This is a genomic window from Nitrospira sp. CMX1 (assembly GCF_054902215.1).
In genome coordinates this window covers 27,698-47,520 of record NZ_JBUBKD010000068.1, presented here as the reverse complement: position 1 = coordinate 47,520, position 19,823 = coordinate 27,698, and the positions used below count along the sequence as shown (strand labels likewise).

Genomic DNA, 19,823 nt, shown 5'->3' with positions numbered 1-19,823 from the left:
AAATCAGGGGTAGACCTCAGGCCGCTTTTGCTTTCCTTAGAACCTGCCCTTTCGCCGCGGCGACGATGTTGTCCCTTGTGAATCCGAATTTCTTTTGAAGCTCTTTCAGCGGTGCCGAGGCACCGAATGTCTTCATGCCGATGATCTCGCCGGTCAGTCCCGCATACCGTGCCCATCCAAACGTGGAGGCCTGCTCCACGCAGACCCTGGCCGTGACGTTCGGGGGAATCACGCTATCGCGATAGGCTTGCGGTTGATGCTCAAATAGTTCCCACGAAGGCATGCTCACGACGCGAGCGGTGATCCCTTCCACCTTCAACTGCTCTGCTGCTTCAAGGCAGAGTGAGACTTCGCTGCCGCTGGCAAGGAGCAGCACGTCCGGTTTCCCCCCGGGCACGTCGGCTAAGACATAGGCGCCTTTTGCGACGCCGGATGCCGCGGCGTAAGTGGAGCGGTCGATGGTGGGGAGGGCCTGTCTGGTCAGAATCAAGGCCACCGGTTCATGTTTCAATTGCATGATGACGCGCCAGGCCTCTGAGACCTCGTTCGCATCTGCCGGTCGTAGAACGATGAGATTTGGAATAGCTCTGAGCGAGGCGAGCTGCTCGATCGGTTGGTGTGTAGGCCCATCCTCTCCGACTCCGATTGAATCATGCGTGAAAATGTGGATAACAGGGACTTCCATGAGCGCACTCAAGCGGATTGCCCCCCGGCTGTAGTCACTGAAAATCAGAAATCCAGAGCCATAGGGGCGCACTTTTGAAAGAGAGAGCCCGTTGAGCACGGAGCCCATCGCATGTTCACGGACGCCGAAATGGAGGTTGCGCCCACCGCGATCTTTTGCAGTAAAATCTCCGGCTCCCTCGAAGGTCAAGCGTGTTTTGGTTGAAGGAGCTAGGTCTGCAGAGCCTCCTAAGAGCCAGGGGATGTTCTTGGCCAGAGCGTTGAGCACCTTGGCCGAGGCATCGCGTCCGGCCACACCCTTTACATCGGCTGGAAACACAGGTAGATCCCTGTCCCACCCATCGGGCAATCGGCGTTGTTGCATGTTTGAGAGGTCTTTGGCGAGCTGGGGGAATTGCTTCTTATACTCTTCAAATTGTGTCATCCAAGCTGTGCGGGCTTCGTGGCTACGTTTACCCATGCCTTGCTGGAAATGTTCGCGGACGCCATCGGGCACCAAAAACTTTTCCTGTTCAGGCCAGCCGTAGTTCCGTTTGGTCAGTCGGATTTCTTCTTCACCTAGCGGCTCACCGTGCGCGGCGTGGGTATCTTGTTTATTGGGGGAGCCATAGGCGATATGGCTGTCGACGATGATCAGCGTCGGTCGATCCGCTTCTTTTTTAAATGTGGTGAAGGCTCGCTCGAGCATGTCCAGGTCGTTGGCATCGCCGACTCTGGTGACATTCCATCCGTAACCGACGAATCTGGTCGCCACATCTTCGCTGAAGGCCCACTCGGTATGGCCTTCGATCGTGATCTTGTTGTTGTCGTAGATCCAGCAGAGGTTGGACAGTTTCAAGTGAGCGGCCAGGGAGGCCGCTTCGGCAGCGACACCTTCCATCATGCAGCCGTCTCCGCACAGGGCATAGACATTGTAATCGAACATGTCGAAGCCCGGGCGATTGAAATAATGGCCTTGCCACTGGGCGGCGATGGCCATCCCAACGCTGGTGGCAATGCCTTGTCCAAGCGGACCGGTCGTCGTCTCCACGCCGGAGGTCCAGCGGTATTCGGGGTGTCCGGCGCACTTGCTGTTGAGTTGACGGAAGTGCTTGAGGTCGTCTAGTTGCACCGAGGGTTCACCGAGCCGTTCGTACTGTGGGTTTACGGCCTTCACTCCGGTCAAATGCAGGAGCGAGTAGAGGAGCATGGAGGCATGTCCCATCGACAGGACGAATCGATCCCGGTTCGGCCAAATCGGATCGTTCGGATCGAACTGCATGACTCGCTGCCAGAGACAGTAGGCGACGGGGGCCATGGCCATCGGCGTCCCGGGGTGGCCGGAGTTGGCTTGCTGCACGGCATCCATGGATAGGGTGCGGATCGTATTGATGCAAGTCTGATCGAGTTGTGTGTTCGTCACCGTGGCCCCCTTTGTCGAAGCGTTTTCTAGCGTATCGTTGTCAGTGGTGCTCGCCAGTAATTATGTCGGTCGTATTGAGGACAGGGTTGAGCGTGAGGTGGTGACATGGACAAAACCATACTGGTGATAATTAAGGTTGAGTGCACAGAGTTAGATTTCACCACAAGTATCTGTTTTGTCATGCTAAGTCAGTCCTGCAATTATGCGCAGCCTGTGCTATCCTGTGCGGCCTGTTTCTTCCAAGATCTCTCCACAATAGAGTAGTTCGGTAGCAACCCCCAGTGCTTATCATGATGACCAGGGCACTGGTGATAAATCATAAGGGAGAGAGAAGATTGTCCGAAAGCCTTCCCTTTTTATCCATCCTAGTCAGGAACGATCCGCGCACGAGACTAACCAACCATAGGAGGTGGTTATGGCAACTAATTTAGGGGACATCATCTTCGGCACTTCTGGTAATGACATTATTAACGCCCTTGATGGAGGCGATACCGTCTTTGGGCTTGTGGGGAATGACATCCTCGACGGCGGCAGCGGCGGTGATCTGCTCTTTGGCGAATCTGGCAACGACACGCTTTTCGGCGGTGATAATACATCAGGAGGCCAAAATGACACGCTTAACGGTGGAATCGGAAATGACACGCTCAATGGTGGAACCGGAAGCGACACCGCCGACTATAGCAATGGGAGTATCAGTGGTCACGCCTTCATCGGGGCGACGGCTGGTGTCAAGGTTAATCTCGGTCTAGTAGGCGCGCAGAACACGGGAGGGGCAGGGATCGACACCATCGTGGGCATGGAAAACATCACCGGAACGAACTACAACGACACTCTCACCGGCAATGGCGTCAATAATATTCTTTTTGGCCTGAATGGCAACGATTCTTTGTCTGGACTTGCAGGGAATGACACTCTAGACGGCGGCAGCGGGACTGACCAGCTCTTCGGAGGCGACCATAACGATTCCCTCTTCGGTGGCATCGGTAACGACAAACTCTCTGGCGGAAATGGTACTGATCGTCTTGACGGTGGGGTGGGGGCCGACAATATGAATGGTGACCGTGGAAACGATAGCTATATTGTGGACAACCTGGGCGATGTGGCGGCGGAGTCTTTTAACGATTTTCTTGGCGGGGTGGACGCTGTGTATTCGTCCGTGAGCCATACGTTGGGCTTCGGCATCGAGGATCTCCTTCTGACCGGTACGGCAACTATCAATGGCACGGGCAATGGAAATAGAAATGTCATAACCGGCAATAACTCTAATAACGTGCTCGCAGGTCTGGATGGCAACGATCCTTTATTTGGACATGGAGGGAATGACATTCTCGATGGCGGCACTGGCGATGATCTGCTCTTTGGTGAATCAGGTAACGACATTCTCTTAGGCGGTATTGGGAACGATGGGCTCTCTGGAGGTTCTGGTAACGACTTGCTAAACGGTGGGGCCGGTCGCGATAACCTAACTGGTAGTTCTGGTATCGATACCTTCGATTACAATTCAGTTAGCGAAAGTCAACCCGGTGCGAGCAACAGAGATGTCATCAACAGTTTTGTCGGAACGGAAGGCGATGTAATCGATTTGGCCACGATCGATGCCAATACGACGCTACTCGCGTTAGGCAATCAGGCCTTTACCTACATCGGCAGTGCGGCATTTACGGCGGCGGGCCAGCTGCGGTATGTCGGGGGAATTCTTTCTGGCAGTACTGACGGGGATACGGCATCCGAGTTCGAGATTCAGTTAGTTGGTTCCCCTGGGCTCGTCGGCGGCGGGGCTGGCACCGACATTCTCCTGTAGATACCGTGCCTCCGGGATGGCGCCCTATCAATGGGCGCCATCCGTTGGGAAATGCAGGATCTTGACATCTTCTCAGATACTTCTGAAATGATCTTCTATTCGTATAGGAGAGATACATCTCAATAATTTACAGTCAGTGAATTTTGTGTTGCACACGATCTGGGACTGAAAGTTCTATCGTTTCGCAACCATTTGAGAACACCAGATCTATTTCTTCTTGAGCTCAAACTGTGCAGCAGGATCGGCAGACAACTCTTTGAATACAATAAAGCGGTCACCAAGCTGGAATGGTAGGATCAGCAGGACAGTATGCATCGTCCCTTCCTATCGGTAACGGAGAGCCCTGAGGCCATGATTTCTTTCATCCTTACAAAGCTATGTTGATCCCGGTTCCTCGGTCAGCACTGCTAGCACTAACCTGGCCCTCATGGTTACTGTGATTTAACACATGGGCGCAGAGTTCTAATAACCATTAACCCTCTGTTTCCTTTGTCGAATGTATTGAAGAGTAGAGGGTCTCGTAGTTAAATCTCCCAATCCGTTCAATTCATCCCCATCATCAGCAATCCCATGACATACGAAGTGGACAGCAATCTGTTGGACATGTCCAACAGATTGCTGCTATCTCGTGATCGAGATTTCATCAGTGCCTATGGCGATCTATCGCCTGATGTGAATAAGGGCAGTATCTTGCGAACTTTGTTGTTGGACATGTCCAACAAGGATATCGACTGACTCAACAGCAATTCAGGTGCTGAGGTGGCAATCGGTGTGGGGGGCATGAAGCTCGTGGCTGACGGGGAGATATGATGTAAGGAGATGTTCTGATGATCCCTCTCTCCATCCATAAGATGGAGAGAGGGATGAAACTTGCGGAGCTACGGGAAAATGATCTGTTCAATTTGACAATGTTGTGCGAGGACCTCTTCTTGTTTACCATCTGAAAAATTAATGATCAGGTGGTTCGGTTGCTGTGGGGCCTGCTGCAGATCCACCGTGCCTGATCGATCCTGCACGATGACGATCAACGACGGCATCGTTGTCGTCTCACCGGCCATCCGCTTCTTATTCTCCTGTTCATTCTTTGACGAAGTGGCGGTTGGTTTCTGTGCACCTCTCAGCTTGGCGGATAAGGCGGACACGGATGCACGGGTGATCTCCTGATCGGTGGTACACCACCGTTCGACTTCTTTCTGAAACTCCTTATGCAGATTTCGTAAATCGTAGAGTGTCTTGGCCGATGAACATTTCCCGGACGTGTAAATCTCTTCGATGCAGGAGGGGGGATCGATGAGCGCGAGGTGATTCGTCACCATGGACCGGTTTACCCCCAGGAGCTCGGCAATATGCGCCTGCTTCTCCCCTTCGTCCATCTTTTTCTTGATGAACATTGCGAGCTCGCGGGGTTTCAGATCTTCCCGCTGTAGGTTCTCGATCACTTGTTGGTAATCCGTATGTGAGCGATCGATGAACGCGGGAATCGTGTTTTTCCCAACGGCTCTGGAGGCTCTGAGGCGGCGCGCTCCGAAATTCAAGATCCATCGCTTCGGCTCGGTGGGATGCGGGCGAATTGAGATCGGCGTCTTGACCCCATGGATTCTGACGCTCTGTTCCAGTTCCTCCATGCTCGCCGCATCGAACTCCTGGCGTGGCTGTCCAGGATCTTCGTCGATGTCTTTGACGGGAATGTGCAGCGGACGCCCCAGGACTTCAGCCGTTACGGTTCGTTCTTTGGCAATCGGATCTGGCGTAGGTGCGGGAGTCGTCCGATCAAGAGCGGTAAGATCCAACGTCGCGATCAGTGGTTTTTTCATTCCATCACCCCCATCGTATGAGCCACTTTTTGAAAGATCGGTTTCAGGTGCAGCCATGCCTCGCGGGAACTGGTCTTTTGCAAGGTCCAGATCGGCGCTCCCATGGCCTGGGCCTCCGCCACGGCCGTGCGTGAGGGAATAGCGGCCATCCGTCCATCCTCCAGGCGAATGAACAAGGACGCAAAGGCCGTACAGAGTTGGTCGAAATTCGCGCGTTGAAAAGGCGTGGGCTCCACCAGATTGGGAAGCAGGCCGATGAATCGTAGATCTTTATTGAGCGTGCTTTGTATCTTAAGGACTTGTGCTCGAAGTGCGGCAATGCCGTCGACGGCTTCTTGATTCAGCTGAATGGGCGACAGCACAAAATCCCCCACCACGAGTGAGGCGAGTACGCGGATATCGGGGTTGGGGTTGGTGTCGATGATGGCCACATCAAATCGGTCATCCATTTCGTTGAGGAACAACCGAAGATTATTCGCGAATAGGTTGTGATCTTCTTCTCGGCGCTCGAGTTTGAGCAGATCGGCGTGTGAGGGAATCACTACAAAGGTTCCACCCTCAATGGTGGTGACCGGCTCAGTCAACAGTTGATCGGCGGTGACGGCCGAGATCGTGGCCAGTTTGGAGGTGCCGATGTTTTTCGATGTGTTTCCCTGATGGTCTAAGTCAATGATCAAGACCCGTTTCTTGAGCATTTCAACGAGAAAGTATCCCAGTTGGCAGGCAATCGCCGTTTTTCCCACGCCACCCTTCTGATTGGCCAAGACCAATGTTTTCATCGGCAGCTCTCCTTCTTCATGAGCCAGGACATTCTCTTCTCCCTCACGGTGGCCCTCTCTGGATGGCAAGCGTTGCGCATCCCTTCCATGGTCAGGGTTCCGTCATGTTTGAGAGACTACGAGAGGGCGCTCTGGGTCGACCGATCACACTAAGGTAGGATTGGTTCCTAATCATCTAATGGATTGCTCTCGTGGATCGAGTATGTCATGGGGGTTGCGGCATCCTGAATAGGGCATACTGAGTGATCTTGAGTACTTTCGCGAGTCGGTTCGGAAAGTTCTTCTCCCTTACGGTTCTGATGGGAGCAGTATCCTAGGTGAGAAAAATTGTCAATCCTCTTCTGTGAAAAATCTAACATGACAAGTGAAGTTGTGAGGTGTATCGCTCTGGGACCGTCCTGTAGCAGCTAGTCATGGGATCGATCACGGCTACGTATACTTCTATGCGCCTCGTGGTCTATAGTGCGATGAGCGAGTGAGTAGGAAGGGGTCGTATGTATAAACCGAGTGGGCTTCAGATTGCCAGGATCTTTGGGCTGATCGGGCTCGTGGCCGGTTGTGTGCCGGCACATCCCTATTCCATGCAAGCGGACGGTGAAAAAGTCGTTGTCGATGTGTTGAAGCCAGGTGAAGTGAGAGCGTCGGGAGTCAGCGAGGGAACACTTGCGGCACCGGTGATTGCGGCAGGTACCGTACCGGTGGCGGCCCGCTATGCGGTCAAAACCACGAGGCCGGCACTCAATGAAGATCGTCTCGAACATACAGCGACCTATCGCGGGGCCAAGGCAGGAAGTAAATTTTACACGGACGACAAGAGTGGGACATCGGTCCAGTTCGGTGGAGTGAGGATTACGCGATCCATTGTGAGCGATGGGAAGCCGCTGACCGCCGCAATTCTGACCTTTGCGGTCGATGCGCAAGAACTCTCTACCAACGGCCAGTTGCAGCTTGTGGGGGATTCCGCATACGTGCATTTGGGGAAAGTCAAAGTCGAAGATCGCAAGTGGTATATCCCTTGGACGTGGTTCACGACGGTCAGGGATCGTATTGATGCCGACGTGAATATTGTGCTGGAAGCCCACTGGGTAGATGACAGCGATGTCTCGTATCGGACGGATGTGGCGGATCTGCACATCCATCTGAATGATTTAAAGCTTGGGGACACTACCAATATTGCCGCGGCCCGAAGTGAGTGGTTCCCGTTGATTCCCAGAAGCAAGAAGCCGAGGTTGGGGACTGGGACCTATGTCGTGAAAGTCACGGTAACCGAATATGACGATTATGGGAAACTGATTGCCGAAGTTGTGGACGAGGTTTCGACCAACAGGGCTGACTGGGTGACGAAGGTCAAGAATGTTCTTACGCCGAGTCCATAGCTGAACCGACAGAGACCAAGGCCGTGGCGATGGACATTCACATGCTGTTCCCATAACAAGGAGAAAAGCGCATGGACTTAGCAACACTCAGTTGGGTCCGCCGTGTCGTGTTGTGTGCAATTCCGGTGATGGGCGTGAGCCTTCCTGTCGGCGCTGCTCCGCCTGGCCTCGATCCCTGTACATTAGTGACAACAGCAGAGGTCGAGGCGGTTCTCAGCAAGTTGAAAGGGCCGCCAAGAGGTGAAACGCTGGCCGATGCCAAGTCGTGTACGTACGAATTTACCAATGGCCAGGACGAATTCGAAATTTGGATTGGTACTGGTGAGGTATTCGCGCGCATGCGCAAGGATGCGAAAAATCCGGTGACGGTGAGCGGCTTCGGAGAGGAGGCCTATATGGATCGAGGCAGACTCGGCCTCGGTTCGCTGGAACTCACCATGAGAAAAGGTGCTGTGCTGGCGCAACTTTCAATCAGGGAAGGCGTCGGCGACGAAGCGAAGCTCAAGGCATTGGCCCAGAAGGCTGCGGGGCGGATGTGAATGCGATGGCCTGGAATGTTATGCGGTAGTCATAACTAAAAACTTGTCGTAGGTTTGTACTCGTAGGGCATCACTGTGTCGAGTCTGGTCTTGACCGGACTCACCTCCTGCTCGGAACCCCATGGTCGTGAGGTGCGGTGTCTATTCTTCTGCACATGTGTGCCGGGCTGCTGCTTGGATATGCCGTGACGACCGTACTGGAGTCGATCTTTCATCGGGTGATCTACCACGCGGGGCTGCGAACTCGTCGGCTCTGGGCACGTTACCCGAGGATCAGCGGACCTTTTCGGCGAGCCTATTTCTCTCACGGTATCGTCCATCATCGATGGACCTTTCGGAAGGATTTTGTGACCCAGTTTTCCAGTCAACAGGAAAGGGAACGACTTGATCTGAGACTCAAGGGCTCTCAGGCGTTGTTGATCAGGCAAGAGCGCTATGGCATGACGCTGCGGGGTATTGGGATTGTCTGGTTTAATCTGCCGATCCTGCCTTGCATCATGCTGATCGGCTTCGTGCTAGGTCCGTGGGGACTTCTTGGAGCGCTTCCCGCCGTCGTCGCGTATTCCTGCCTGGCCATGTTCGTGCATCCCTATTTGCATCGGCCGCAGGGAGAGGAGCTGACAGGGGTGTGTCCGGTCCTGCGGTGGATTCTCAAGACCGGATATGTCCGATTTCTGAGGCACCATCACTATCTTAACCATCGATATGGAGACTGCAATTTCAACTTGCTGTCGGGCGGGGATGTGGTGCTTGGTCGCCACCGTTCGCCGACCGCACAGGATTGGGTTGAGATGCGGCGGCTTGGCCTGGTCGAGCGTGAAATGCGGATATTCTCAGTCGTTATCCGCCGTGGTTCTTGATGCCCTGTTCCCATCCGTACAGCACGGCTTCGTGGTGCTGACTCCACGATCCCATGATGCCTTCATTCCAGTTTTGTCGGGCCAGCGGTTCCATGCTCTTCCAGTCCATCTTCTGGTTGTCGCGATCTTGGGCCAGGTCGAATCCATACTTGTACGCCAGCTGATAATGTTGGTAGGTCTGTCCCGACGTCGCATAGTGTGACTGGTAATGGGCCTTGAAGGTGGATTCGTGGCGAAGAAACTGATCGGTCTCTTCATGGGATTTGTACTCCTCGACTGACTGTGTGACGCCACGAAGATGGCTGGATCGTGAGTGATCGGCAGGCAAGAGGCGAAGGATGACCCAAGTAAGAGGAATGATCAGGATAAGGAGTCGAAACATGGTCGTAGAACCCATGCAGACCTCCGAGCAGAGTGATGCGCGCATGATAAGTGAGCGAAGGCCAAAACGTCCAGTGCAAGTTTCGTCCGAAAAGCGTAGGGTTGGAGGACGAAACGGTGTGAATCCATCCAGACAAGCGAGAAACGTACGACTTGCGTGACGCGACAGGCTCATTCCCGTAGATCTCGCTTGTCTCGTGGAAGTTGCCACACTCATGGGGTTACTTTCCTGAGCCTCCGTGTAGTACACAAGAGGGTAAGTCGGATGTGTTGAGGTGGATGTGCGTATGCGACAAGGAACGATTCTTTCGACCAAGCCGAAACCGGTTCTTTCCCCCTTACGAATCACCGTTCTCCTGATGGGCATGCTCCTGACCGGAGGAGAGGCCTTCCCGTTCAGCGGCCAGGTGGTGACCATCCTCGATGGTGGCACGATTGAAGTGGTACGAAATGGGAAAGCACAACGAGTCCGCTTGAACGGGATTGCCTGTCCGAAGGGCGGCCAGCCCTACAGTGAGCAAGCCAAGCAAGCGACGTCGGATCTGGCGTTTAGTATGGACGTCACGCTTCAGGTCTATGGCAAGGACAAGCGGGGGCGTGTCCTTGCGGATGTGCTCCTTCCAGATGAGAGGAATATGAGTCGGACGTTGGTGCAACAGGGCTGGTGTTGGTGGGACCGGAAGCAGGCCCCCGGGGATGCCCAGCTCGAAGCGCTGGAGAAAGAGGCGCGAGACTTCCAAAGAGGATTGTGGGCTGATCCAGATCCAGTGCCTCCATGGGAATGGCGGAAGAATGCTCGAGTCACAACACCGTAATCAGGAGAAATAGTTATGGCACGGTGTGCCATGATCCTGTGCGGGGGATCGCTCTTGCCAGAGAGGGGCACTTGATGGGGCTCGGACCTGCAATAGAGAGTGGGATACAACGTGGAGACCGGTCCGGTCTGGATCAAGAAGGATTTGGGTGATCTGCGGTCCCGCATGGGCGTTGCCCATGCGGGACCAACGACTGTTCAGAAGGTGTGGCGCACGCCGAACAACAACCCCATTGTGGAGGCATCTCCGTTTGTATGATTCCGTTTCCAGGCCGTTTCTACGTTCAGCATCATTCCCTGTGGGGCTCCTGGGAGCCAATTCGTTAAGGCATAGTCCACGCCTCCGCCGACCCGCCAAGCAAAACTGTCAGAAACGTTATGCGTATTGATGTTCACACCGATTCCGGTCGTGACATAGGGAATCAGATTCCCAAAATGTCCAGGACGATACTCCAAGTTGACAGGCAGCAAGGTGACGGTATTGACGGAGCCGGTTCCAGGATCATCCACACCATGATTTTGCCATTCCAGCATCATCCCAACACGGAACCATTTATTGAGTCCATACATGCCTTGAAAGTTCACCAAGGGACCGACCGTGGACACGCCGGCGTTTTGTGTCATGAAGCTCGGACCAACACGAAACCCTCCTGTGATTCTTCCTTCTTCCGCCATGCCTTCATGGGCCCAGCCCCCATCGGCGTCGTGTGCGCGTGCCGGGGTCGCACTCAGCAAGAACATTCCAACCAGTATTCCCTTGAGCAAGGACGACGTGCAAATCCGATTCATGGTGTTCTCCTAGGGTGAAAAAATCTAGTGGGCGAACTGTAACGGACTTCTTCTGCAGTTTCAATACGAAGTGTGGCGCATTCCAAAGGAATGCGATTGATTGTGTGCGTGAGAACAACAGCGTTACGGGAATCGCCTGGAGCAGGTCATTGTCACCCATCACTCTTTCGCACAAGTTTCAGGAGAGTTCCTGGAGGAGAAAAGTTCGTACTCGTCCGCGCGCATCTCGTGAGGCCTGTCCCGCCTGGGCCTGCTCTTTCCACGAGCCAATGAGTGTGCTATGTGCGTGAGTCGGCTTGCCGTTGGTCTGATAGGCGCTGGCCGGGATCGCTCCGTTGATGAAGCGATTGCCGAATGTATCGGTCAGGGTCTTCTGTTTTTCAGGAGGGGCCATGCAGTCTGTTTCAAACCGCAATCCGTAAATCTTGGCGGTGCTCGCGGTGGCGATCCGCAGATCGTCTTCTGAGAGACCGAGGGATGCTCTGTCGTCGTCCGCATACCATCAGAAACGCAGGGGCAACGCCGGTTGCGCGACCACTGCTGCTGCGACTTGATGATGATCCAAGAGGGCAAGAGGAAGCGGTCCGGTCAAACAATTACCGATGATACCGATAGGTTGCCCCCTCTGCCGCTCTCCGATCTTCTGGACGACGCCGCGCAGCCAGGTCACGATCGGCGCGCTGCCTTTGGACGGCATTCCCCATTCGCCACCAGGGAATGACTCAATAACGCCTCGAAACCAGTAGGCCTCCAACCCATGAACGAGCGAGAACTTGCCTTTCTCACCGAACAGCAACGGCACGTAGACGGTGAAATCTTTTGAGAGCTCCTCAGCATAGGCCAGTGTGCCGGGAGACAGTCCGGTCAATTCATGGAGCAAGAGCACCGGCGGTTTGGCCGTGCCGTCATTGAGGCAGAATACGGAATGGGTGACTCCCACCCGCGAGAAGGGTTGCTCAAAACATTCGGTCCAATTCCGGGTCGGCGTCCCTTCTTCCTTGGTATGCGGCGCGCACATCCCAAGCTGCGTCGCGCCGCAGCCTGTCACGAAGAGGAGAAGCAGGATTGTCAGCGAGTGAGAGAACGTCCACCAAGGTCGTCGCATATGAGTTCGATGGTCTCCTCCGTCTTCCCTCACAGGTCTCTCTAGGAACCATGCGGAAGCTTGCCAGCGTTCAGGAATTGACGCAAGGTCCTTACCTCACCTGGGATGGCCTTTTCGGTAGTGGGTCCCTTTGAATTTCCCTAGTCTTGTTCCTGCTTAAGCGGTCATGTAAGCTAGGAGCATGAAGAAAAAGAAACCATCCACCGATGTCAATGTGACCGCGTTTGAGATCCTGCAAGCTGTGACCGGAGAGTCCACCGAGCCCCCCAAGAAGCAACCATCTAAATCAGAAAAGAACCCTGCCGCTGTGGCCCTGGGCCGATTAGGAGGGCTTAAGGGAGGGAAGGCAAGAGCCGATAAGCTGTCTGCTAAAAAGAGATCTGAGATAGCCAAGAAGGCGGCAAGGTTGCGGTGGGGAAAGAGGGGGGGCAGTAATGAAGAAAGATAGGCAAAGTCATGGGGCCGAAAAGCTCGCGGATACCAATGGTGAAGCACTTCCTGACGTAACGCCTCCAAAGGAAACTCCGTCTCCCGCCAAGTTTTGCGCATCAATATATCCTGGACCGGCTTCTCCAGTACCAAAGGGATTCGTAGACCTTATCCAACGCCTAGAGAAACTCCTAGATATGCCTGTTTGGTTTATCGTACAGAATAATGATGGACCATGGTCAGAAATAGGGGCTGATTTATTTAAAGGTTTCCAACGTGCGATGTCAGATATGCCCAAGGGGAAGCCTGTAGCACTGCTACTGGAATCACCTGGTGGCCAAGCCAATTATGCATATCGACTCGCAAGGATGTTGCAGGTTCGCACTCAGAATAAATTGACGGTTATCGTGCCGCAGTATGCGAAAAGTGCGGGAACGTTATTAGCATTAGGGGCATCCGATTTAATTCTTGGGCCTGAAGCCGAACTTGGGCCATTGGATGTGCAAATGTTTGATATGGAGCGAGAATCCTACGGGTCGGCACTTGATGCCGTCCAATCTCTAGAAAGATTGAATGCATTCGCTATGACTGCTGTCGATCAAACTATGCTCCTCTTGATACGCAGAACTGGGAAAAGGACAGATGTAATTTTGCCTCAGGTCTTGAACTACGTATCGCATTTTTTACAGCCATTGCTCCAAAAAATAGACACTTTAGATTATACTAAGAAATCCAGAGAACTAAAGGTCGCTGAAGAATATGCGGTGCGCCTCATGCGCCCAAACTACTCATGGACTGATGCCAAACGCATTGCAAGACAGCTAGTCGAAAGATACCCCACTCATGGTTTTGTAATTGACAAGGAAGAAGCTGAGGGATGTGAAACAGTTGGGATAGGTGGGGAGACATTCGGATTAGGCTTGAATTTATGTGATAAGTTCTCTGATAATGAGGACGTGAATAGTATACTGGGAGATATCATCCCATACCTTGACTCACTTGTTGTGAGTGGAAGAATAAGGGAAATTTAATCATGAAAGAGATCGCACTCAATAAAAAAACCATAGACAATTTGCGGCGAGAAGTCACAACGGGGGAAGCTGTCGAAAGGGCTATTGCCCTCTCCAAGGAAGATGGACCAATTTGGGAGTACAGTGATAGACGGAGCTTTTCAACGCGAAAGCTTTCAAAGAAAGCTAGTGCTTGCGCACATCGTTCATAATGTTTGAATAAAAAAGGCCATCCTATTTCTTGGGATGGCTTTTTTATTATTGAAAATGCTTGACCGCTCAAGCTATAATTCTTCCATAGCTTGGAGCGAGCCGTGAACAGACTGACGCAAGCCAAACGAGTTCAAGTCATCTCCGCTCTAGTCGAAGGAAATAGCGTTCGTGCAACCTGTCGCATGACGGGCGTGTGCAAGAAAGCGGTGCTGAAGCTCTTAATGGATCTTGGTTCAGCTTGTGCGCGGTATCAAGATGAGCATCTCCGCCGCTTATCTTGCCAGCGTATTCAGTGTGATGAAATTTGGAGCTTCTGTTATGCGAAGGAGAAGAATGTTCCTGACGAGTACAAGGGGAAACTTGGCTTTGGGGATGTATGGACCTGGGTAGCAATCGATGCCGACACGAAGCTTATTGTTTCCTATCTCGTTGGTGGGAGGAGTGCAGAGTATGCCAGCAAGTTTATTCATGATCTCGCGTCACGCTTGGCTAATCGTATTCAATTGACTACGGATGGACATAAAGCCTACTTGCGAGCGGTTGAGGGAGCATTCGGAGCTGATGTGGACTATGCAATGTTGGAGAAGATCTACTCTGCCCCACCTCGGGAAGGACAGGCGCGGTATAGCCCGGCTGAATGTTGCGGAACAAGGAAGATCAAGATACAGGGCAACCCTGACGAAGCCCATATCTCAACCAGCTATGTTGAGCGGCAGAACCTGACGATGCGAATGAGTCTTCGGCGCATGACCAGGTTAACCAATGCCTTCAGCAAGAAATTAGAGAATCAAGCGCATGCCGTGGCGATCCACTTTATGCATTACAACTTTGCGAAGGTTCACCAAACGCTCCGCGTCACTCCCGCCATGGAAGCAGGGGTTGCCGATCATGTGTGGAGCTTGGAAGAAATTATCGGGCTACTCAATTGAAAGGGACCCACTACCGCCTTTTCAACCTCATTGAATCAGCGCGATCCATAGCGTATGGTTTGTCCTCTGTACTATCCCGTATGAACGCCGTGGGCTGACAGGAAGAAGCTTCGGTGGATTCAGCTCTCCGGAGCGTCAGGCTCAATCTGAGTGTACGTCGAATACGCTGAAGAAGGAATACAGGATGAGTCATGTCGGCATTCTCTGTCCCAATGTACCGGGACACCTCAACCCCATGGTGGCGCTGGCGGATGCGATGCGGACCCGTGGGCACCGAGTCACGTTCTTCTTATTGGGTGCGCCTCCTTCATCGATTGCGGAAGCCGGGTTCGAGATCGTCGGTCTCGGTGGGACCGTCTTTTCGCCGGACCAGTACCAGGCCGAGATTCATAAGCTGGGCTCGCTACAGGACCGTGCGGCGCTCAAACATACCCTGGCAATCGGCGCACGCGCTGCAGAAGCGGTTCTGGAAGTCGGGCCGACCGTGGTACGCGCTGCCGGCGTGACGGCTCTGGTGGTCGATCAAGCCTCGTTCCCCGGTGGGACGGTGGCGGATCAACTAGGACTTCCTTTCGCGAGCGTCGGGAATGCGCTCCTCCTGAACCCTGATCCTGCCGTCCCACCGTACTGTACACATTGGCAACCTCGGGATGCGTGGTGGGCCAGGATTCGCAACCGGATCGCATGGGCGGGACTCAACCGCCTCTATGCCCCCATCGTGACACGCATTCAGAACCACCGCCGCCGGTTGGGTCTTCCGGTACCCGCAGACATCTCACAGGTCTGGTCCGACACATTGCAAATCAGCCAACAACCTGCGCTCTTTGAATTCCCTCGACATGAGTTGCCGAAACAGATCGAGTTCGTCGGCCCGTTTCGGCTCCCTGGCGGATACCAACCGGTCTCGTTTCCATGGGAGCTTCTGGACGAGCGGCCGTTGATCTATGCCTCGTTGGGGACCTTGCAGAACAAAATTGCCGGGACGTTCCGCGTGATTGCAGAGGCCTGCGACGGGCTGGATGCCCAACTGGTCATCTCGACGGGGCACGGGGTGAAGCCTGAAGCACTTGGCGCTCTTCCTGGACGCCCGGTCGTCGTGTCCTATGCTCCGCAGTTGGACCTCCTCCGCCGGTCGGCCCTTGCGGTCACCCATGCCGGTCTGAACACCGTGCTCGACGCGATGGCGACTGGAACTCCGCTGGTGGCTGTTCCCGTCACAAACGAACAGCCTGGGATCGCTGCCCGGGTTTCCTGGATTGGGGCCGGTGAGGCTATTCCACACACGCAGGTGACGCCCGAGGCATTGCGCGCCGCAGTGGTTCGTGTGCGATCGGAGCCCTCCTATCGCGCGGCTGCCGAACGAGTCCGGGACGCGATCCAGGCTGGAGGCGGGGCACCGCGCGCCGCGGAGCTGATCGAACAACGCCTGGGACTTGGGATCTGCAAGGATGTGGAGAGGAAGGGAACGTCCTGTATCGCCTTGTCTTGACCTCTTGAGCCAGCTAGGATCGCTGCAGCATGCAGAGCGCCCATACCCCCAGTCGTCTCATCCAGCTCTTCTCTTTTCTCCATGAGTAACCAGTCCGAGCGATCGACGACGACCGGATTGGCGCTGGCCGCGCTCGGTGTTGTCTACGGCGACATCGGGACCAGCCCCCTCTACGCACTTCGAGAATGTTTTCATGCGTCACATGGATTATCCGTCACCCTATCGGCAGTCATAGGCATCCTGTCGCTCATCATCTGGGCGCTCCTCCTGGTCGTCACCGTGAAGTATTTACTGTTTGTGATGCGGGCCGACAACCAAGGCGAAGGGGGCATTTTGGCGCTCATGGCCCTCGGCCAACGCCATCGTGAAGAGTCTGCCTTCCCCCTACGCATCGGTCCCGTGATCGCGCTGGGATTGATCGGAGCGTCGTTGGTCTACGGTGACGGCATCATTACGCCGGCGATTTCGGTCTTGAGCGCCGTGGAAGGCATCGAAGTCGAGACGACGGCCTATCAGCCCTATACGTTGCCGATCGCCGTCGCCGTGCTGTCCATTTTCTTTGCCATCCAGTCGCACGGGACCGGACGTCTTGGTGGATGGTTTGGCCCGATCATGTTGCTCTGGTTTGTCACGCTGGCTGCCTTAGGAATCAGGAGTGCCATTCAGACTCCCGAGATCTTCGTGGCCTTCAGTCCGCACCATGCCGTTCAGTTTCTGCTGGATCATCCCACACAAGGTTTTGCCGTGTTGGGGAGCGTATTTCTTGTCCTGACCGGGGCGGAGGCCTTGTATGCCGACATGGGCCACTTTGGAAAGGGACCCATTCGTCTCGGCTGGTACGGCGTGGTATTGCCGTCGCTTGTTTTGCAGTATTTGGGACAAGGCGCCTTGTTGGTTCGACAGCCGGAAGCCGTAGCCAACCCATTCTATCTGCTGGCCCCTGGATGGTTGCTTCTGCCTCTCGTGGTGCTTGCGACACTGGCGACAATCATCGCGTCGCAAGCGATGCTGAGCGGTGCCTTTTCCCTTACCCAGCAGGCGATTCAGCTGGGCTATCTGCCGCGTATGGCGATTCGCTATACGTCCGCTTCCCAGATCGGACAAATCTATGTCCCTGCCACCAATGTGCTGATGTTGATCGGCACCATCAGCCTGGTTCTGTTTTTTGGCACCTCCAGTAACTTGGCTGCTGCCTATGGAATTGCCGTGGCCGGCACCATGGTCATTTCTACCTTACTGATTTTTGTCGTGATGCGGCGCCAATGGAAATGGAGTTGGCCGCTGGCAACGCTCGTCACCGGTTTTTTCCTGACCCTCGATCTTTCGTTCTTCGGCGCCAATGTCCTGAAGATTCCGCACGGCGGCTGGCTGCCGCTTGTCCTGGGCGCCGGCCTGTTTCTCTTGATGGCGACGTGGAACGGCGGCCGTCGACTCGTGGCGAAGCATCTTTGGAGCAAGATGCCGCAACTGACGGTCTATTTACAGGAGGTTCTCGCCAAACCGCTGACTCGCGTACCTGGGACGGCGGTGTACCTGACCCAGTTCCCTGACTTGACGCCGCCCTCATTCGTGCAGAATGTGCGACACAACAAAGTGCTCCATGAGCAACTGGTCTTCCTGACAACCACGACTGCTCGTGTGCCGACCGTCACGAGTAGTCATCATATGCGCATCGATCCTCTTGCATCTGATGTACGGCGAGTTGTCGTGCAATATGGGTTCATGGAGACGCCGGATATTACCCGCGTACTCGTGGCCTGCCGGTCGCAGGGACTGGAGGTAGACCTGGAGGGGGCGACGTTTTTTCTGAGTCGTGTGAACTCACTGGCGACATCAAAACCGGGTATGGCGCTATGGCGGGAGCGGCTTTTCGTGTTTCTCAGCCGCAACTCTCAACGGGCCAGTTCGTTCTTCCATATTCCCGCTGAACAGGTCGTCGAAATCGGTGTCGTCGTGGAGATCTAAAGCCATGTTCAACGCGGCTCCCGCTTCAGTCTTATTTCAGAGCGATGATACGTTCTCCGGAAGTTTGATTATCGTACGGAGAGTGTTCATGACTCCGAAATCACCGGCGTTGCTGGCGCCGAGCAAGACGAGCAACTGGTCGAAGTCTTTCATCATGGGGAGGGGCAGTGCATAGCGATCTAAGAGCTGTCCTCTCTTATCGACGATGCGTAGCTCGATCCATGCGAGAGCACGACCCAGCAGCACTTCTTCGTCCACATTGCACAACGCTCTTGTCCGCCGTTTCGCATGTCGAGGGCGAACTGTCCTGTGCCCGGACGTGCGGAAGAGCGCGACGGCCTCCCGTTTTTTGAAGCCTCGCGCGTTCAACACCCAGGCAAAGCATGCCAGTGTGACTTCCCCACCGCCGGCCGCTCGTGCCAATGTCGGTTCGATCAATTGCGGAATGAACTGTGGTGAAAGTTGCACAAGAATCGGACAGAGCACGATGCGATATCCAAAGTGTAAGAGCCGAATCGCCCAGGGTAGGAGCATGAAGCAGGGAACCAACAGGAGCAGGCCAAGAATCGCCGCCACGAGGGGACTGAGGAAAAAGTAGATCGCCAGAAAGGCCAGAGAGAACATGACCTTGCATGTCTCGAAGATCAGATCAATGAACGGCACAGGACTCAGCCAGATGAGGACATCCAAGGCTAACCTGGTGAGCATCATCGTGACCAGCGAAATGAGGGCGGCCAGAATGAGGATCGCTGTGCTGGATTCCCAAACCGGCACGATCCCTGCCTGTACGATCCCCGAATGAAGATCAGATGCGGTCACATGTGGTGCGCTCGGCATCAACGTATCCGCACCGATCATCAGATAGAGGAGACCCACCGCGACATCCTCGGCAATACGAACAAACTTTCCGAAGGTTCCCCGAATTTTCCCGGAGTTGACCAGCCAGGTGAGTCCAGCCAGGGAGGCGAATGTGCCAAAGAGCCACCAATTCGCATACTGCTTGGCCTGGAGAATCAGCGAATTCTGTCGGATCTGCCGGACCAGCCGCAGGCTCGAGTCGGCAAATACAGGTTCGTCCACTAACAACGCCGTCCCGGTCAAGACTGCCAGGCCAAGAAATGGTGTTGACGCGATGGCGGGTAGGGGGCCGAACACCTCAATGAGTTTCCTATTAAGGTAATCGACTTGCCGGCTCTGTTCTGTCAGCGAGTTTGTTGCATCGGCGGAGTCCTGCCGTGGTGCCGCCCCACACCCCGTGATCAATATGACTACAAGTGCGAGCCCAAGCAGCGTCGACCACCGAGAGAAGTTCTGCATCACCTCTCACCTCTTTGTTTCCATCCAAGAGCTGCCCATGGACAAGCGAATGGAGCCATGCTGAGATTACCCACACCTTTGCAAGCAGCTTCACACCGAAGGCTACATCACCGATATGGCTACAGAC

General features: G+C 54.5%; 19 protein-coding genes. 11 read left to right on the top strand and 8 right to left on the bottom strand.

The features are described 5' to 3' along the window. Nucleotides 1–16: 16 nt before the first annotated feature. Nucleotides 17–2,086 carry a transketolase gene (gene tkt, locus ACYX34_RS17635; protein ID WP_462077895.1) on the bottom strand — a complete coding sequence of 690 codons (2,070 nt, stop codon included), beginning with the start codon at nucleotides 2,084–2,086 and terminating at the stop codon, nucleotides 17–19. 415 nt (nucleotides 2,087–2,501) lie between these two features. Between tkt and ACYX34_RS17630 the strand changes: the two genes are divergently transcribed. Together ACYX34_RS17630 and ACYX34_RS17625 are read left to right on the top strand one after the other, a co-directional pair. Beyond that, nucleotides 2,502–3,887 (top strand): calcium-binding protein, encoded by a 1,386-nt coding sequence (locus ACYX34_RS17630; RefSeq protein WP_462077894.1) that lies wholly within the window; start codon nucleotides 2,502–2,504, stop codon nucleotides 3,885–3,887. Nucleotides 3,888–4,457: 570 nt separating this feature from the next. Further along, a complete protein-coding gene (locus ACYX34_RS17625) occupies nucleotides 4,458–4,622 on the top strand; it encodes a hypothetical protein (RefSeq protein WP_462077893.1) in 165 nt (54 codons plus the stop codon). 143 nt (nucleotides 4,623–4,765) lie between these two features. Here the strand turns inward: ACYX34_RS17625 and ACYX34_RS17620 are convergent, their stop codons facing one another. Both ACYX34_RS17620 and ACYX34_RS17615 read right to left on the bottom strand, forming a co-directional pair. Then, nucleotides 4,766–5,701, bottom strand: a complete 936-nt coding sequence (locus ACYX34_RS17620) for a ParB/RepB/Spo0J family partition protein (RefSeq protein WP_462077892.1) — start codon at nucleotides 5,699–5,701, stop codon at nucleotides 4,766–4,768. Then, entirely contained in the window at nucleotides 5,698–6,480 is a 783-nt protein-coding gene (locus ACYX34_RS17615; RefSeq protein ID WP_462077891.1) for a ParA family protein, read from the bottom strand. The genes ACYX34_RS17620 and ACYX34_RS17615 overlap by 4 nt, the downstream gene beginning before the upstream one ends. Before the next feature lie 494 nt (nucleotides 6,481–6,974). Between ACYX34_RS17615 and ACYX34_RS17610 the strand changes: the two genes are divergently transcribed. The 3 genes from ACYX34_RS17610 (at nucleotide 6,975) to ACYX34_RS17600 (ending at nucleotide 9,255) form a co-directional block, all read left to right on the top strand. After that, a complete protein-coding gene (locus ACYX34_RS17610; protein ID WP_462077890.1) occupies nucleotides 6,975–7,856 on the top strand; it encodes a hypothetical protein in 882 nt (293 codons plus the stop codon). Nucleotides 7,857–7,927: 71 nt separating this feature from the next. After that, nucleotides 7,928–8,395 (top strand): DUF3558 domain-containing protein, encoded by a 468-nt coding sequence (locus ACYX34_RS17605; protein WP_462077889.1) that lies wholly within the window; start codon nucleotides 7,928–7,930, stop codon nucleotides 8,393–8,395. Nucleotides 8,396–8,532: 137 nt separating this feature from the next. Beyond that, a complete protein-coding gene (locus ACYX34_RS17600; RefSeq protein WP_462077888.1) occupies nucleotides 8,533–9,255 on the top strand; it encodes a hypothetical protein in 723 nt (240 codons plus the stop codon). Here ACYX34_RS17600 and ACYX34_RS17595 read toward each other — a convergent pair. Beyond that, nucleotides 9,236–9,652, bottom strand: coding sequence for a hypothetical protein (locus ACYX34_RS17595; protein ID WP_462077887.1), 417 nt, complete (start codon nucleotides 9,650–9,652; stop codon nucleotides 9,236–9,238). The genes ACYX34_RS17600 and ACYX34_RS17595 overlap by 20 nt on opposite strands. Nucleotides 9,653–9,923: 271 nt before the next feature. Here ACYX34_RS17595 and ACYX34_RS17590 point away from each other — a divergent pair, with 271 nt between their 5' ends. Further along, complete coding sequence (locus ACYX34_RS17590; RefSeq protein ID WP_462077886.1) at nucleotides 9,924–10,451, top strand: thermonuclease family protein; 528 nt, start codon at nucleotides 9,924–9,926, stop codon at nucleotides 10,449–10,451. Nucleotides 10,452–10,648: 197 nt separating this feature from the next. On the opposite strand, the gene ACYX34_RS17585 is transcribed toward ACYX34_RS17590, so the two are convergent. The 3 genes from ACYX34_RS17585 to ACYX34_RS17575 all read right to left on the bottom strand — a co-directional run bounded on the left by ACYX34_RS17585 (nucleotide 10,649) and on the right by ACYX34_RS17575 (nucleotide 12,344). Beyond that, entirely contained in the window at nucleotides 10,649–11,239 is a 591-nt protein-coding gene (locus ACYX34_RS17585) for an outer membrane beta-barrel protein (RefSeq protein WP_462077885.1), read from the bottom strand. Between the two features lie 178 nt (nucleotides 11,240–11,417). Beyond that, entirely contained in the window at nucleotides 11,418–11,633 is a 216-nt protein-coding gene (locus ACYX34_RS17580; RefSeq protein WP_462077884.1) for a hypothetical protein, read from the bottom strand. A gap of 108 nt (nucleotides 11,634–11,741) precedes the next feature. Beyond that, nucleotides 11,742–12,344 carry a hypothetical protein gene (locus tag ACYX34_RS17575; protein ID WP_462077883.1) on the bottom strand — a complete coding sequence of 201 codons (603 nt, stop codon included), beginning with the start codon at nucleotides 12,342–12,344 and terminating at the stop codon, nucleotides 11,742–11,744. Between the two features lie 181 nt (nucleotides 12,345–12,525). On the opposite strand from ACYX34_RS17575, the gene ACYX34_RS17570 reads away from it, so the two are divergent. From ACYX34_RS17570 to ACYX34_RS17550, 5 genes are all read left to right on the top strand, one after another. Beyond that, nucleotides 12,526–12,792, top strand: coding sequence for a hypothetical protein (locus ACYX34_RS17570; RefSeq protein ID WP_462077882.1), 267 nt, complete (start codon nucleotides 12,526–12,528; stop codon nucleotides 12,790–12,792). After that, the gene (locus ACYX34_RS17565) at nucleotides 12,779–13,804 is read left to right on the top strand and encodes an SDH family Clp fold serine proteinase (protein ID WP_462077881.1); all 1,026 of its coding nucleotides are present in this window, start codon (nucleotides 12,779–12,781) and stop codon (nucleotides 13,802–13,804) included. Before ACYX34_RS17570 ends, ACYX34_RS17565 begins: the two co-directional genes overlap by 14 nt. 293 nt (nucleotides 13,805–14,097) lie before the next feature. Further along, nucleotides 14,098–14,925 (top strand): IS1 family transposase, encoded by an 828-nt coding sequence (locus tag ACYX34_RS17560; RefSeq protein WP_462077880.1) that lies wholly within the window; start codon nucleotides 14,098–14,100, stop codon nucleotides 14,923–14,925. Between the two features lie 184 nt (nucleotides 14,926–15,109). Continuing rightward, nucleotides 15,110–16,414 carry a glycosyltransferase gene (locus ACYX34_RS17555; RefSeq protein WP_462077879.1) on the top strand — a complete coding sequence of 435 codons (1,305 nt, stop codon included), beginning with the start codon at nucleotides 15,110–15,112 and terminating at the stop codon, nucleotides 16,412–16,414. A gap of 81 nt (nucleotides 16,415–16,495) precedes the next feature. After that, a complete protein-coding gene (locus ACYX34_RS17550) occupies nucleotides 16,496–18,379 on the top strand; it encodes a potassium transporter Kup (RefSeq protein ID WP_462077878.1) in 1,884 nt (627 codons plus the stop codon). A gap of 36 nt (nucleotides 18,380–18,415) precedes the next feature. Here ACYX34_RS17550 and ACYX34_RS17545 read toward each other — a convergent pair whose 3' ends face one another. Continuing rightward, a complete protein-coding gene (locus tag ACYX34_RS17545; protein ID WP_462077877.1) occupies nucleotides 18,416–19,696 on the bottom strand; it encodes a hypothetical protein in 1,281 nt (426 codons plus the stop codon). Between the last annotated feature and the right edge of the window lie 127 nt (nucleotides 19,697–19,823).